The 16413-nt window shown below is 37.8% G+C and carries 14 protein-coding genes; 10 read left to right on the forward strand and 4 right to left on the reverse strand.

Annotated features, from left to right (window positions below; all coding sequences use genetic code 11):
* The first annotated feature begins 11 nt into the window (after positions 1-11).
* Both MHH64_RS06560 and MHH64_RS06565 read left to right on the forward strand, forming a co-directional pair.
* Positions 12-650: a redox-sensing transcriptional repressor Rex gene (locus tag MHH64_RS06560; RefSeq protein ID WP_095314486.1), complete on the forward strand. Its 639-nt coding sequence runs from the start codon at positions 12-14 to the stop codon at positions 648-650.
* Between the two features lie 297 nt (positions 651-947).
* Positions 948-1964, forward strand: a complete 1017-nt coding sequence (locus tag MHH64_RS06565; protein ID WP_118889966.1) for a hypothetical protein — start codon at positions 948-950, stop codon at positions 1962-1964.
* 76 nt (positions 1965-2040) lie between these two features.
* Here the strand turns inward: MHH64_RS06565 and MHH64_RS06570 are convergent, their stop codons facing one another.
* Together MHH64_RS06570 and MHH64_RS06575 are read right to left on the reverse strand one after the other, a co-directional pair.
* Positions 2041-2238 carry a YdiK family protein gene (locus MHH64_RS06570; protein ID WP_095314489.1) on the reverse strand — a complete coding sequence of 66 codons (198 nt, stop codon included), beginning with the start codon at positions 2236-2238 and terminating at the stop codon, positions 2041-2043.
* Between the two features lie 3 nt (positions 2239-2241).
* Complete coding sequence (locus tag MHH64_RS06575) at positions 2242-2961, reverse strand: CPBP family intramembrane glutamic endopeptidase (protein WP_095314491.1); 720 nt, start codon at positions 2959-2961, stop codon at positions 2242-2244.
* 268 nt (positions 2962-3229) lie between these two features.
* Here MHH64_RS06575 and groES point away from each other — a divergent pair, with 268 nt between their 5' ends.
* Positions 3230-3514 carry a co-chaperone GroES gene (gene groES, locus MHH64_RS06580; protein WP_095314493.1) on the forward strand — a complete coding sequence of 95 codons (285 nt, stop codon included), beginning with the start codon at positions 3230-3232 and terminating at the stop codon, positions 3512-3514.
* A 78-nt stretch (positions 3515-3592) separates the two neighbouring features.
* Complete coding sequence (gene groL / locus MHH64_RS06585; RefSeq protein WP_095314494.1) at positions 3593-5224, forward strand: chaperonin GroEL; 1632 nt, start codon at positions 3593-3595, stop codon at positions 5222-5224.
* Between the two features lie 408 nt (positions 5225-5632).
* Here groL and MHH64_RS06590 read toward each other — a convergent pair whose 3' ends face one another.
* Together MHH64_RS06590 and MHH64_RS06595 are read right to left on the reverse strand one after the other, a co-directional pair.
* Positions 5633-5833, reverse strand: a complete 201-nt coding sequence (locus MHH64_RS06590) for a CsbD family protein (RefSeq protein ID WP_340002903.1) — start codon at positions 5831-5833, stop codon at positions 5633-5635.
* 73 nt (positions 5834-5906) lie between these two features.
* The gene (locus MHH64_RS06595) at positions 5907-7484 is read right to left on the reverse strand and encodes a BCCT family transporter (RefSeq protein ID WP_340002904.1); all 1578 of its coding nucleotides are present in this window, start codon (positions 7482-7484) and stop codon (positions 5907-5909) included.
* Positions 7485-7963: 479 nt separating this feature from the next.
* Here MHH64_RS06595 and MHH64_RS06600 point away from each other — a divergent pair, with 479 nt between their 5' ends.
* The 6 genes from MHH64_RS06600 to MHH64_RS06625 all read left to right on the forward strand — a co-directional run bounded on the left by MHH64_RS06600 (position 7964) and on the right by MHH64_RS06625 (position 15668).
* On the forward strand, positions 7964-8656 hold the full coding sequence (locus tag MHH64_RS06600; protein ID WP_251659446.1) for a Na-translocating system protein MpsC family protein: 693 nt from the start codon (positions 7964-7966) through the stop codon (positions 8654-8656).
* A gap of 291 nt (positions 8657-8947) precedes the next feature.
* Positions 8948-9658, forward strand: coding sequence for a hypothetical protein (locus MHH64_RS06605; RefSeq protein ID WP_251659448.1), 711 nt, complete (start codon positions 8948-8950; stop codon positions 9656-9658).
* A gap of 224 nt (positions 9659-9882) precedes the next feature.
* On the forward strand, positions 9883-10059 hold the full coding sequence (locus tag MHH64_RS06610) for a hypothetical protein (protein WP_340002905.1): 177 nt from the start codon (positions 9883-9885) through the stop codon (positions 10057-10059).
* A gap of 212 nt (positions 10060-10271) precedes the next feature.
* Entirely contained in the window at positions 10272-10979 is a 708-nt protein-coding gene (locus MHH64_RS06615) for a poly-gamma-glutamate hydrolase family protein (protein WP_340002906.1), read from the forward strand.
* Positions 10980-11546: 567 nt separating this feature from the next.
* Positions 11547-12818 carry a RidA family protein gene (locus MHH64_RS06620; protein WP_340002907.1) on the forward strand — a complete coding sequence of 424 codons (1272 nt, stop codon included), beginning with the start codon at positions 11547-11549 and terminating at the stop codon, positions 12816-12818.
* Positions 12819-13337: 519 nt separating this feature from the next.
* Positions 13338-15668, forward strand: a complete 2331-nt coding sequence (locus tag MHH64_RS06625; protein ID WP_340002908.1) for an NlpC/P60 family protein — start codon at positions 13338-13340, stop codon at positions 15666-15668.
* The last annotated feature ends 745 nt before the right edge of the window (positions 15669-16413 follow it).

Consider the following 16413-nt stretch of genomic DNA (forward strand, 5'->3'; position numbering starts at 1 on the left):
GAGGAAGATTGATGGAACAGAATAAAATTCCACAAGCTACTGCCAAGCGGCTGCCTTTATATTATCGTTTTCTTAACAATTTAAATCAGCAAGGGAAGAAGCGAGTTTCCTCAAAGGAGCTGAGTGATGCAGTAAAAGTGGATTCTGCAACAATTCGAAGAGACTTTTCTTATTTTGGCGCATTGGGAAAAAAGGGATACGGCTATAATGTAGAGTATTTATTAGGATTTTTCCGAAGTACGTTGGATCAGCATGAGGTTACAGAGGTTGCATTAATCGGAGTTGGGAACTTAGGTACAGCCTTCCTTCATTATAACTTTATGAAGAACAATAATATCCGGATTACTACGGCATTTGATGCAGATACAGAAAAGGTTGGCACGGATATTGGCGGGGTACCCGTTTATGATATTCGTGATTTAGAGGAAAAGTTAGAAGACATTAAAGTCGCTATCCTAACTGTTCCAGCTGTTGAAGCACAAGTGATCGCCGATAAGCTTGTAGAAAAAGGGATTTCAGGGATTCTTAACTTTACTCCTGCAAGGATTAGTGTACCGAAGCATATTCGGGTCCACCATATTGATCTTGCTGTTGAATTGCAGGCCCTTGTCTATTTCCTAAAGCATTATTCGTTAGATAATCCAGAGTAGATATTACTCATTGTAAATTTTTGTTTATTTACAAGGCTATTGATATTAGGTCAAAAGCCTTGTTTTTTTATGGTTGGATTTGGATGTCCTTATATTGGTAAATACCATAATTTATTTGCATCAATTCCATAAAATCTCCGTTTTAAACAACCACTGGAAACAAGCTGATAAATATTAACTAGATAAATGGAACTAATATTTTTCTGAAAATTATTGGTTCTTAAGACATCTATCCATTTACTGATTATTACGTTAATCTGTATTGGGAATATATTAAGAAAGAGGAGGAATTTATTCGTGAACGTGAAAAAGGTTTTAGGTATTATGTTTGTTTTATTTATTAGTTTGTTCATTGTTGCATGTTCAAATGAAAGTGACAATGAGAGTGAAGGGACTAACGATGCTGAAGCAACTGAAGAAACAAATGATGCGGAAGCAAACGAGAAAAACGGGTCTGAAGAAGCAGAAGAAAATGTAGTTCCAGAAGATGAGGCATTATTTGCAGTACTTGAAGCAAACTTAGAAGCATTAACAGAAAATGACTTGGATGCTTACATGGAAACCATACATAGTGAATCTCCTTTATATGACTCAACACGTACGACAATCGATCAATTATCTGTGTATACATTAGATATGGAATTATTTGATTTAGTTGTAGAAGAAAAATCAGAAGAAGAAGCAACAATCTCTTATAAACAGACGACAATGAAAGTCGATGGTCCTGATTTTATGAATAATGAAACACACGGGGTTCATGTCTTGCGACCAGATGATGGTGCATGGAAAATTTATAGTTCCGAAGAACCAAGCGAAATAATTCCTCTTGATGAGAATGGGGAAGTTATCGAAGAGACTGCTGCTGATGCAGCGGCAGAAGGTGTTTACATTGACACAATTACGAGCTTAGAAATTCCGTTTGATGAAGGAAAGTGGGAGCTTGAGAACTATGAGGAAGGAGACGGTGAAGCAACCGCTGAATTTCTTTTAGTTGATGAGGATCAAACGAATTTCACAGAGCTGTTTACGATTCATTATTATCCAGATGGTGATGAATTGTTAGGTGCTGAAGGCTTTATCGAAATGATGGAAATGAATTTAACAGAAATGACTACAGGTGAGCTTGAATTTAATTCTGCGGAAGAAGGATTTTTTGATTTTTCATTAACAGAAGATGATATTCAGCTCGATCAGGAAGAAGTAGCAAGGGTATTTGCGAAAGACAATGATTTGTATGTTGTTCGCTACACAACGTTTGAAAAATCAATCGAAGATAAAGATGAATGGATAGATAAGTTGAAGTCTATCCAATAAAAATAAAAGAAGGCTGTTTCAGTATTAATCTAGAAACAGCCTTCTTTTTTATTAAGAAGATCTATATAGTATCTATTTAATGCTTCTTCTTTTTCAATCGAAAATACTTATTAAGCAATCGAACTGCAACTCCAAAGGCAAGCGTTGCTACAGCAGCAAAAATGAGCGTGGTGGGATTCCAGATTGTTTGCCCTTTGCTTTGGACGGCAACGTAAATAAAAATCATTGCCATTATGAAGTAAATGAACGCTTTAACTAACAAAGAATGAATCATTCATTAACCTCCAATAAGGATCATTTGCAATTGCTCAACCTGACGTTGCATTTGCTCAAGTTGTCGCTGCATTTCTTCTGGATCCATCGATAATTGCCCGACAACAACTAATGTGTTCATTGCTGCATGAACGATAATCGGAACGAGAATTCGTTTTGTCTTTACATAAAGAAACGCAAATACAAACCCCATCGAAGCATAAATTAGGATATGTTCCATCCCTTCATGAATAAAACCGAAGATAAGGGCGGAGACCAAACCTGCGAAGAAGAAATTCATGCGCTTATAGAGACTGCCGAAGATAATTTTTCGGAAAATGATTTCTTCCAATATTGGGGCAATCACTGCAGGAATAATAATAAATAATGGGGCTGCACGAGCTATATCCATGATACCTTGAGTGTTCTCTGATCCAGGTGAAATCCCTAGTATATTCATTTCAATTGCTACTGCAATTCCTTGTGCAAAGAAAGCCATGAATACACCGAGGATTGACCAGAGTATCATTGAGCTCATCGGTGCTGCATTGCGTGTATCTCTCATCTGCATATCGGGCTTCATAATCCACAAAATAATAAGAAGTCCGAGAATAAAGCTAAAAATGGACCAGTAAATCACACCTTGTACTGGGATATAATGATGCTTTGCAAGCAGAGCAACGGGAAATGCAGAAAGCTGCATCAGTATATAAGTTAAAATGACATACCAATATCTACGTGCCAAATAAAACGACTCCTTTTGCTTTGTATAGTTTAGTATATGTATTACATATTCCATCTATTGATCATCATAAAAGATATTTTATCATATTATACAGGCTGTTAATATTATGAGCCCCTTTACATAAAATTTTACTAGAAATTAAATAAAATTATAGACACATTACTTGCATTTTTTTATGGGATTAATTATTATGAATATAGAAATTAGCACTCATTCATTGAGAGTGCTAATAAATCTAATACGTTAAAGAATTGAGGAGGCATTCTACATGATTAAACCACTAGGAGATCGTGTTGTTATCGAACTTGTTGAGCAAGAAGAAACAACTGCAAGCGGTATCGTACTACCAGACTCTGCAAAGGAAAAACCACAGGAAGGTCGCGTAGTAGCAGTAGGATCTGGCCGTGTAACTGAAAATGGGGAAAAAGTGGCACTTGAAGTTGCAGAAGGGGACCGCATTATATTCTCTAAATTTGCTGGTACTGAAGTGAAATATGAAGGTACAGAATACTTAATTCTTCGTGAAAATGACATTTTAGCTGTAGTAAGCTAATCGTAACACAAAACCAACACATACATGAACGACGACAAATAAATTTTTCGAATGATTATTTTAAAGGAGGAATTTTAAGTGGCTAAAGATATTAAGTTCAATGAAGAAGCACGTGGAGCAATGCTGCGCGGTGTAGATGTATTAGCAAATGCTGTAAAAGTAACGTTGGGACCAAAAGGACGTAACGTTGTTTTAGATAAAAAATTCGGCTCACCTCTAATTACAAATGATGGGGTAACCATTGCGAAAGAAATCGAATTGGAAGATGCTTTTGAAAACATGGGAGCACAGCTTGTATCTGAAGTTGCATCGAAAACAAATGATGTAGCTGGTGACGGTACAACTACTGCAACAGTTCTTGCACAAGCAATGATTCACGAAGGTTTGAAAAACGTTACAGCTGGTGCAAACCCTGTAGGTATCCGCCGCGGTATTGAGAAAGCTGTAGCAACTGCTGTTGAAGAATTAAAAGCAATTTCTCAACCGGTTGAAAGCAAAGACTCTATCGCACAAATCGCAGCTATCTCAGCATCTGATGATGAAGTTGGTAACTTAATTGCTGAAGCGATGGAACGTGTTGGCAATGATGGCGTTATTACAATTGAAGAATCAAAAGGCTTCAACACAGAATTAGAGGTTGTTGAAGGGATGCAATTTGATCGTGGATATTCTTCACCATACATGGTTACTGACCAAGATAAAATGGAAGCAGTATTAGAAGATCCATACATTCTTATTACAGATAAGAAAATTGGTAATATCCAAGAAGTATTACCAGTATTAGAGCAAGTTGTTCAACAAGGAAAGCCATTATTATTAATCGCTGAAGATGTTGAAGGGGAAGCTCTTGCAACATTAGTTGTAAACAAACTTCGCGGAACGTTCAACGCTGTAGCTGTTAAAGCTCCAGGATTCGGTGACCGTCGTAAAGCAATGCTAGAAGATATCGCTATCCTAACTGGTGGAGAAGTGATTACTGAAGATCTTGGATTGGATCTTAAGTCTGCTACTATCGAACAATTAGGACGTGCTTCGAAAGTTGTTGTAACAAAAGAAAACACTACAGTTGTTGAGGGTGCTGGCAACCCAGAAGCAATCTCTGGCCGTGTTGCACAAATCCGTGCACAAGCAGAAGAAACAACTTCTGAATTTGATAAAGAAAAATTACAAGAGCGTCTTGCTAAATTATCTGGTGGTGTGGCAGTAGTTAAAGTTGGTGCTGCAACAGAAACAGAATTAAAAGAGCGCAAACTACGTATCGAGGATGCATTGAACTCTACACGTGCTGCAGTTGAAGAAGGCTTCGTATCCGGTGGTGGTACTGCCCTAATCAACGTTTACAACAAAGTAAGTGAACTAAACCTAGAAGGCGATGAAGCAACTGGTGTGAAAATCGTACTTCGCGCAATCGAAGAGCCAGTTCGTCAAATTGCACAAAACGCTGGTTTAGAAGGTTCTATCATCGTAGAACGCTTGAAAAACGAAAAAGTTGGCGTAGGATATAACGCAGCAACAAACGAATGGGTAAACATGGTTGAAGCTGGAATCGTTGACCCAACAAAAGTAACACGTTCTGCACTACAAAACGCAGCATCTGTAGCAGCAATGCTATTAACAACTGAAGCTGTTGTAGCTGATAAGCCTGAAGAAGGCGGTGCACCTGCAATGCCTGATATGGGCGGCATGGGTGGAATGGGCGGCATGATGTAACAAACCACCCTTAAATGTTGATTTATCAACGTTTGGGATGCTGTTGCGAACCCCGTCAAACTAAAAAGTAACATAAAGGTAACATTTATTATAAATTTAAGTTTAAAAGGGCGTTTTCGTATAAAGTTCTCACTTATGCGGAAGCGTCCTTTTTTATTTTTTCCATTTTTATGTGAAGATCGTTCTTCTTTTTAATCCATTCAATATTGATGTTTCGCTACCCATATTATATTTTGGTCAATGATTTATATCCTAGGTTGCCTTATAAATACTCTGTAACAAGTTTTTCTTAAATTCCTCACCATATTTGGCCAAAAAATCCCCCCGAAAATTAGAGGTGAAAATCTAATTTTCGGGGGAGGCAGCATTTCTTACTGCACCGTTTTATATTACACGCTCTTAGTCTTCTCATTTTTTCTGATCGGTCTTTGTTTCATTTGCTTCATTCTTTGCATCACCAAAGGTGTCCTGAACCTCACCTTTCACTTTATCCTTTTTGCCGCTTGCCTGGATTTTCTTATTATCTGTTAGGTTACCAACTTGATCTTTCATTTCACCTTTAGCTTTATTTGCTTTACCTTTTATTTTGTCAGCATTTCCGTTACTCATTTTGTTTTCACCTCTCTTTTATCATTTATTTCCTGTTATAAACCCACATTAAACATTCTTGTTCTGTTTAGTACTATTTTTTCTGTTTCCGTGGCTTGTTTTTCCTTACATTATTGACCCATGCTCGATCCTCATCCATCATTTTCTTAGCGGCATATATGGTCAGAAACTGGACGAAAATAATCGGTATCCCCATTATTCCTGAAACTACCTCCAGCGGAGCAAGACCGCCTATGCGCATTAATAATAAGGAGAATACGGTAATGATTGCCGCGACAATCAGACGCAAATTCTTAGAAGGTTCTGATTTACTCATGTTCCTTGTTCCTGCATAGGAAGCAATCGTATATGTTGTTGAATCCAGTGTCGTAATCATAAAAAGCATGGCGATGACGACAAAGGCTGCAATTGCAAAGATAGCGAAAGGCAATGAACTTATAATTGCTGGTATGGCAGCCATCGCGTCTTCCTGGATAATATCTAATACAGGTAATTCTCCACTTAGATACCTTTCGACACCAAGACCTCCAAGGACGGCTGTTGCACCCCAGGATATGAGCATTGGAGCCAATAGATAAGTCAAAATCATTTCCCTGATCGTTCTGCCTTTTGATATTGTTGCAGCGAAAACACTATGCAGCATGGCCCATGTTGCATTATAGGCAAACCAGAACACAGTATTGCTTTGTATATGTGTACTTTCTCCCGGGTATACGGCGTTTGTATTTAAAGACATATCAATATAATGTGTAAATAGAAACCCGATGGAGTCCGTAAAATAATTAAGAATGAATACACCAGGTCCAGCTACCATGATAAACACAGCAAATATTCCAGCAAGATACATATTAAGGGTGCTTAATTTCTTAATACCCCTTTCGATCCCTAAATAGGCACTAATGGAGAAAAACAATACCCACACGATGGTCACGATCAATGTTAAACCAAATGTGATTTCGATATTAAATATTTCTGCTAAACTATAGGTAACAATCGGTGTACCCAGTCCTAAAGTAACAGCAGCACCTGAAAGGATACTAACTAGAAAAATAACATCCAATATTTTCCCACCAATCCCATCTGTAAACGTATCGCCAAAAATACTGCGGCATGCTTCGGAAATCCGCATATGGGGTTTCTTGCGGACATGCACAAGATATCCCAGGGCAGGTGCAGCCATAACAAAAATAGCAAAGGTTTGGAAACTCCACAGGAACATACTATAGGCGTTACCCCACATCAACGCTTCCGCTGATTGTGCTTCCACACCAAAAGGGGGATCAACTGCGACATTTCCCCATTCAGTCATACCGGTTCGCATAATAGTGGACCCAAGCCCCATGGCAATTAGAATGGAGGAATATTCAAACAGATTGAATCTCGGCTTTTCCATCGGATCTCCTAACACGACATTCCCGTATTTGGAAAATGAAAAATAAAGACCTGCGGCAACCATTAAAATGGCATACCATAAATAGCCCCAATTAAAAATATCGACAATCTGATTAAAAATGCTATTTAATAGTTTCAATGATTCATTTTCATATAACGCAAATGGAACACAAATTGCAATCATAATTAATATGGATGGTGCAAAAATGCGATGATCAATTAACCTTCTCTTCTCTTTGGATTTGTTTTCTTTATCCATGAAGTTACCTCCTATACTTCTACAAACGATTCAACTATTAAATTTTGTTTTTCTAGGTACGCTCTCCACTTCAATTTTACTGAATGGGAGCCTGTTTATAAGTCTATTCAAGCTTTAATTTCTGCTCCATAATCCGAGGTGAAATGAACTTAATTTCAGAATGCGTTGAATAATGTCTACCACACCTACTACTATTAAAAATGTGACCAACGAGTGAATAATCCAGGCTAAGAGCAGATAGGCAATATAAACGAGGACATCAAAAATTAACCATGAAAGCAACGAAAGATATGTTCCCCACTTCTGGAAAACTTAAACGATTGATGGATAGTTTTTTTATTAATTCTATAGTGAATATAGGAACCGCCTGTTATTAAACGTAGAAAATGGTTAGCCTTGTATTTAAGGAAACACATTGCTATACTATTTCTCAGGGTGGGAAAAATAATGTTTCTGCCTATAAAAAGGAATGACTATTAATGGAAAAAAACTCTGTACAAGCTGAAATAGCAAGTTATATAGGGAAGCTTTTAAGGGATAACTTTGGGAAAGGACCGTCTTCCGTTTATGTTTCCTTAAAAAAACCATTTATCACCATACACCTGAGAGATTTTCTAGCTCCGATGGAACGGGTGTTATTGTCTCAGGGAGAAACAATGAAAGTGGAAGAAACAAGAGATCTCCTCATGCAGGAGCTTATCCCTGGGATCAAGGTTACCTTAAAGGTTATTGCAAGTTTAGAAGTAAAGGAATTGTACTATGATTGGTCTCTTCATAATCGTTCGGGCATTTTAGTCGGGGTTTTGGAGAATGAAGAGGATGAAGACAATGCGTTAGAGAATTACACTGAAAAAGAAGCAGTCCATAAAGATATAATGCGTATAAGTAGACAGGCAGAGAAATTACCGGAATTCGTAGATTCTTGTTTTCTTAATGAAAGAACGCTTTTAGTGATAAGAACAGGTATCTTGGTCAGAATTGAAAAAGAATTAATTAAAACCGGGTTTGAAGAACATCTTAAGCTTACGAAAAGGCAATTAGAAAAAGGACTATTACACGCCGGCGATTTTGAAAATATTCTTCAAAAAAGCGTGGTTGATATCTTTGTTGATTGGGATTTCAAGCTGGATAAAAGCTATATTATATTTATTTTACAGCCAAATAACAATTAAGGTAGAAGTGAGCCGGACAATAGAGCTGGACATAAGCCGAAAGGGATCGTTATAAGATCCTTTTCGGCTTTTTTATATTAATAAGAAGCTTTTTCTATGAAGCAGATTTCTTAAATTGCAGCAAAAAATACAATCTTGGAGTTATGCATTGTTTATTATCATGCAACTTATATCGCCTTTTCTATTGTCGGGAAACCGTAATTTTCACAAGAACCACCGACAAACAGAACGGGTAACTATTTCCGCAATAAAAAGGATGTACGTTAATTAGTTAAGGAGAAGAGGTTTGTCATGTTTGGTTTATTTGATTTATTACGATTGTTAATGTCGGTACTAATTATCCTGCCACTCTCGTCCGTGCTTCGTGAATCAGGGTATTATTTGGCAGCCACTATTTTAGGTGCGAAGGAAAAAAAGCTTATTATTGGGAGTGGACCAGTTCTCTTTCGACTGCCCACTATCGAGGTTCGAAAATATTTCTTTATGTACAGCTGGATGGAGTATGAAGAATTAAATCCCAGTAATCGTTTCTGGCATGGGGTGATTTATGCGGCCCCTATTATTAACCCTTTAATTGCTGGTTTGCTTATTAATTCACTCTTAGCGGAGGGTGTACTCTCGAGCGGAGTGTTTTGGGATACGTTTTTATTTTACATCTTTTATTATATCCTCTTTGATCTTCTTCCGGTCTATTTACCTGATGGACAGCCTACAAATGGCCGAGCAATTTTTGATTTGATTTGGCATGGTGAACGGTCTGACTACATGAAAAAATCAGAAGAAAACACAGATATAGAGGAAAAGACTCATGAAAATCATGAGGAGGGCCAAGGTTACACGCAGGCCCAAGAAGAGACGATGGAAAACCGGGACAGAGACCAACGTGAGCGTGGCGACCATACAAATCCGGATGATTCGGACGAGACTGAAGGAAATCGGAACAGCGAACAAGGTAGGACGAAGCCGCAAGAAAAGACGGTAGAAAATCAAAAAAGAGATTAACAAAATCGTGGTGATCTCAGTGAACCTGCTAAGTTATGAAAGGAGATAGTAAATGGAAATCTACAATCAAGGGTGTAAAAAATATACAAGCTCAAACATGATGATGTCGAATGACTCTAATATGTGGAAAAAAGTGAAGGGTTCCAATCAAATCATATACCCATATAGAGTTCACAATAAACTGAAAGTACAATCCTATATGGAAAAGGAGGTGAATTTATCCCATGCAGTATAAGCTAATATTAGAAGGGACAAAGCCTCCTAAAGTACTTTGTCATTCCGGCACAAATACCGTGAAACTATTTGATACGCTTGAAGATGCTAATAAGATGAAAAATAAGTTAAATGACATTAGTTTCGATGAGGTATATTGGGAGGTTATTCCTGCCTCTCATGAATAAAAGCTAGAAAGGATACGCTAGCTTTTATATCCATAAGCACATTACTTACTATTGCAATATTTGGTACAACCATATTTTTTTCGCTTGTTACATGTAAATATACTTGCCTCAACTTACGAAAAACAGCTACCTAAAGGTTTTAACAGTTATTTTTACACATCATATACACAATTCATGTCAAACATCATATTCTACGAAAAAGGATGTTTGACATGAATAAATTTAATAAATATTGCTTTGCACTTTTCCTCTCCAGCTCATTCTTATTTCTACTCAGCTTTTTAACTACTGTAAGTGCAGCAGGATATTATGATTCCTATGAAGATTTAATGGAACATGAAATACTGAATGAAGATTACGAAATTAACTATAAACAACGTGGCAGTGATATTACCGTCATCGCTATCCACGGCGGAGGAATTGAACCAGGGACCTCGGAGGTAGCAAAAGGTCTGGCAAATCAGATGAACATTTCGTATTACCTTTTTGCAGGTATAAAGTCAACGAACAACGAGATTTTACATCTAACCTCTAAGCGTTTTGACGAACCGACTGGACGAAGGATGGTGCAAAAATCTGTAAGCGCTTTATCTATTCATGGGTATCAAGGAGAGGAACCTATTATATACCTAGGTGGAAGAAACGAAGAATATAAGGAATTGGTACGCGATTATCTTCAGAATCGAGGATTTCAAGTTGAAGATGCTCCTGACCATATATCAGGAATGAGTGAAGAAAATATTGTCAATGATAATCAGCTTCGAGCGGGTGTACAGTTAGAACTAACAGCAGAATTGCGTAAATCTTTCTTTAAAAACCACGATTGGTCACGAGAAAATCGGCATAATACAACGAATATATACGATAAGTTGATTGATGGCCTAAAGGAAGCAAGTGATATTTACAAAGAACAGCTTTAAATCTGATCAGTAGTAACCCGGTTTAAGCTGGCTGCGGATAAGAGGGGAAAATAATGTGAACACCTATGAATTACTTAGTTAATTAGGGGTATTCATTATCTAAAAATATTTTAAAAAGGGCGTCATAAACCCTGTTTTTCTGTCAAAATATGTTAGATGCTTTTCAACGTATCCTTTAAAAGGTTAAACGATTGAAGGAAGAAAGCAAAATGTAGTAGTAAATACAAAGAAAAACTGCTATAATAGCAATCTTAGTAACCACTCGAGGGGTTACTAATTCAAGTTTAGCAGCAAAAAACAGACATTAAAGCCTAACTAGATTGCAAGTTAAACCAAAACGGGCTTTTCAAAACGCAGTTTGTGTCTAGTGAGGTTTTAAAAAAAATGTGCGAAAATTTACATTGGTTGAGTCAAAGCATATGTGCATTTTTGTACTAGCGCAATTTTCACTGTGAATCCGTTTTCGCCTTTGCAATCACGGAACCATGGTTTAGACTGTTTTTTTCGGTGCAAAACTTGATTAATAAATAGATCTATTAATAATATTATCTAAAAGGAGAATACATCATGAGCAACTATAACACAGTACTAGCAAGAAATACGGAAAATGCTCCAAACGGTAACGGTCTATATTCACAAACTGTAGCTTTCTCTCATTACAATAATCTATCAGCTCAATTACCGATCGAACCCCAAACTGGGAAATTGGTAGCTGGTGGAATAAAAGAGCAGGCTGAACAGTGCTTTAAAAATATCAAGTCAATTGTTGAAAGCATCGATCATGTTATGAGCGATGTTGTTAGAATCACTGTATTCGTTAAGGACATCAAAGATGTTGACGCTGTAGACGAAGTTTATAAAACATTCTTCCCAACCTATGTACCTTCACGGACAACGGTTGCAGTTGCAGCTTTGCCTATGGATGCCTTGGTTCAAATTGAAGCACTTGTTTCACACGGTGAAGGTACAATTCCAAACGCACCACAAGCAGGTGACCTCATCAAACTTACAAATAACACGGCAAATGCACCAACAAGTTCTCTATCTGCACAAACTGTAGCTTTCTCTCATTACAATAATCTTTCAGCTCAATTACCTATCGATCCTAAAACTGGAAGATTGGTAACTGGCGGAGTAAAAGAGCAGACAGGACAGGCCTTAAAAAATATCAAGGCAATTTTAGAGAGTATCGACGTTCCTTTTGACGATATTGTTAAAATTAATATCTTCCTTAAGGACCTATCGGATATTGATGCTGTAAACGAAGTGTATACAACATTTTTCCCAGACTCGGCTATCGCTAGGACTGTAGGCTATTTCCCTGCACGCACAACAGTTGAAGCTTCGGCTTTACCAATGGATGCTTTGGTACAAATTGAAGCAGTAGTATCACACGGAGATGGTACACCTCCACAAGCTGTGGAAGACAGACATGGGATCGTTATCTGGGCAAACAACACTGAAAATGCACCAAAGAGTTCTCTATCTACACAAACTGTAGCGTTTTCTCATTATAATCACCTTTCAGCTCAATTACCTATCGATCCAAAAACTGGTAAATTGGTAGCTGGTGGTGTGAAAGAGCAGGCTGAGCAGTGCTTAACTAATATCAAGGCAATTGTAGAAAGTATCGATCACGTTATGGATGATGTAGTTAAAGTAAATATCTTCCTTAAAAACATTGAAGATATGGATGCTGTGGACGAAGCTTACAAAACATTCTTCCAAGAAGGTGTACCTGCACGAAGAACAGTTGGCGTATCAGCTTTACCTCAGGATGCTTTAATTCAAATCGATGCAATTGTATCAAATGCTGAAGGAACACCTCCAAAAGCATAATAGTCGATTGTTGGAACTATTAATGTCGATGGTGAATGTGAAATCACATATTCTATTTATAAAAGCGGAAGCTGTCTCAAATGAAAATTGAGGCAGCTTCCGTTTTTTAATAACGTAGATGAAAACATACACTTCTAAGTTATTATACAAAATAAAAGGGTAAAACATATAAGAAGATAGTATGTTAACTCCATCATATGATCATAGACGTTACAGAAATTGCTTATATTTATTTTTGGGATAATGTTAGATATAGTAGGTATCGTTGGATGGAGAAAATAAATCATAAACCGATTATTTTTTGAAATGGTTTGTGAAGTGATGATTATGATGTTTAAGGGGGGAGGACAAATTTATTAAATGCTCACCAAACTCGTTTTTTGATGATACTAATAATACAGTATTGATGTCAAAAGGTAGTTGATATTAACTCTTCAGGGATGGAATTCCATGGATGGTTTTATTTTGGTACTCTGACATGTGAAAAAACTTTCAAGATTAAGGATGGAGGAGATACGTATGCAGCGTTCTGTTTTGCTAGTTTTCTTTAATTTTTTGTTGTTTTTTGTATTGGTTCCTGGCTTTGCTGCAGCTGAAGAAAGGAATGACCCGGCTGCAGAACTTGCATTGGATATGGTTGGCAGTAATGATCAAGGTTTTTTAACGTCTGAATTTGTACAGCATGTATATCAGGAATCAAAGTCAATTTCCTTGCCGAGTTATGCTAAGGATCAGCAACAGATAGGTGAGGAAATAGAGCGGAGTGAGCTGCAACCAGGTGATGTTGTTTTTTTTCAGGGAAGCAGCTTGATGTCGGGGATCTATATTGACGATGGCCGTTTCGTCATCGTGACGAGTGATGGAATTTCTGAACGCAATATGGAAACAAGTGAATATTGGTCGAATGCGTACGCAGGAGCTGCCCAATTTACGGAAGAGAATATTGATGATTTGGCTGCTGAATTAGCCTTGGATAGATTAGGGGAGAATCAAGAAGGGTGGACTACTTCTGAGTTTGTACAATATGTCTACGAGGAGGCAAAAGGCATTTCTCTTTCTCAAACAGCTGCCAATCAATGGATCCAGGGAGAGGATGTTAGTGAGCTTCAGTCAGGAGATGTTGTGTTTTTTAAAGGAACCCATTTGATGTCAGGGATTTATATAAATAACGGGCGCTTTATTATCGTTACAAGCGAAGGAATCACCGAGCGGAATATGGAGACCAGTGACTATTGGTCAGATATTTATCAGGGTGCCAAACGTTACAGCGAAGAAAATACACCTCCTTCATCGGAGAATGAAATTGTCGCACAAGCTCGGGACTTAATTGGGTCTTCCTATAACCAATCGGGAAGCAGTCCAGAGGAAGGATTTAACACAGGCTCTTTGGTTTACTATGTATATAAAGAGGTGACAGGCAGCTGGCTCTCAAGACAGGCAGCACCGCAGTTGGAAGCTGGTAAGCGCATCGATAGAGATGAATTGCAGCCTGGGGACCTTGTCTTTTTTGAAAATGACGCACAGGAATTGATTTCGGGTATTTATTCTGGAGATGATCAATTTGTGATTGCTACTTCCTCTGGGGTAAAGGAAAGGCATTTAGATTATCATACCTACTATGCGGAACGCTTTGTAGGGGGAACTCAATATACAAAGGAGATACTAGAAAAATCAAATCCGGAAACATATAAGAATCATAATAACCCGATTATAAGGGAAGCAATGAATTATATTGGGACACCATATTTAATGACCGGCAGTACGTTGGACGCTTTTGATTGTTCATTTTTCGTCCAAACCGTCTTTCGTGAGGCTGAGGATGTCTATTTGCCTCGAATTAGTTACAGGCAGTGGGAAGTTGGTGAGACGATACTGCCAGAGGGAACAGATATCAATGCAATTGATCTGGATGAAGAACTTCAGCCAGGGGACGTCATATACTTCTCAGGAACCTGGCAGGAAGGTATTTCCCACACTGCAATTTATTTAGGGGATGATTATATTGTTCATGCAACAGGAGAAGAAGGGCAGACGACGATTTCGTATATGAGTGAATATTGGCGGGATCATTTTACTGGTGCGAAGCGTTTTGATGATCTTACTATTCAATATGATAATGATGCCGTTTTTGAAGCTCATCAACTCGTGGGAACCGAGTACACGCCAGGGGGAACAACACCTGAAGAGGGATTTGATACAGGCGGTTTTGTCCAATACGTATACAATCAAGCATGGCAATATGACCTGCCGCGATATGGAAAACAGCAATGGCAAGAGGGAACAGAAATCCGAATGGAAGAGGCTGAGCCAGGAGACATTTTATTTTTCCAAGGGTCAAGTATCATTCCAGCCATTTATATTGGAAATAAACAAATGATTGTAACGACAGCTTCAAAAGGTGTTACAGTCATTAACTTAACAACAAGTGATTATTGGCCTTCTCGTTATATGGGCGCAAGAACGTATGACACGGAAGTTGAGGAAAGTGAAGTAGCACAGCTTGCTGAGCAATATGTCGGCGAATCGTTTGATGAGACCTCAACGATGTTTATTAAGCAGATCTATGCAGAAACAGCTGGCATTGATCTTCCAGCCAATCTGGAAGAATTGCGCGAATATGGGGATAAACGTCATATTGAGGAGCTTCAGCCGGGAGATCTCATGTTTTTCTCTGACACAGAACATGGAACAGATCCTGTTATGGCCGGTATTTACGTAGGTGAGGGTACATTTATCACTGTGATTGATGGTGAAATCGTGTCCCAAAAGATCAATAATGAAGTGTATTGGATAAACCGATTGATCGAAGGACGTACCATTTCAACTGCTGAGACTGCAAATAATCGTTAAGATGCACGTTGATTTGATCTATTAAATCTATCTAACGCAACTATTTATTTAAAGGTGTACCGATAAAATATAACAAATGTATACTAATTTCTACTTTGATTTTCGACACTTCCAGAATATCCATCTAAATAAAGTATACTAAATCCCCACCTGAAAACAGGTGGGGATTACTTATCTGATACAAAGGTTTTAAAAAAGGTATTGAAATAACCCAAATTAACCAAATTTTTACACGATTGTTATTTGATTGATATACGACTGATATAGTTTTTGATTATTACGTATTATATGATGTAGACAATAGAGTTATGGTTATCATCGCTTATAAAAATGATAGAAATGAGACATTCTCATAAGCGTAGATTAGTCTATAACTTCTATATGGGTTTATCAGTTAAAGGAGGTGACTGCTCTTAAGAAGTTTGGGGCCTGAACCCTGCTGCTTGAAATCTGCAGTAGTACTAGGATAGCAAAAAAGTGCTGTGTGGGTTGAACAACTGCCATTAAAATGATTTTCCTGATTAAGAATGGCAGAAAAATGAAGCGTTCTATTGAACTTAACTGGACATGCTCTGCTTGAATAGGCAGATGGCAAAAAGGTAGAAGAACAAAAGAGATGAAGAAATTGAATTAGTAAAATGGTAAGTCCCGGGTAACTCCTGCATTCCATAGTGGTGTACCGGGGTTATTCCAATTTAGTGTGAAATGGAGATAAGATTTTGTGAGTCGTATTAGCAAAAAATTA

This window comes from Oceanobacillus sp. FSL K6-0127 (assembly GCF_037983385.1).
GTDB classification, from domain to species: domain Bacteria; phylum Bacillota; class Bacilli; order Bacillales; family Amphibacillaceae; genus Oceanobacillus; species Oceanobacillus profundus.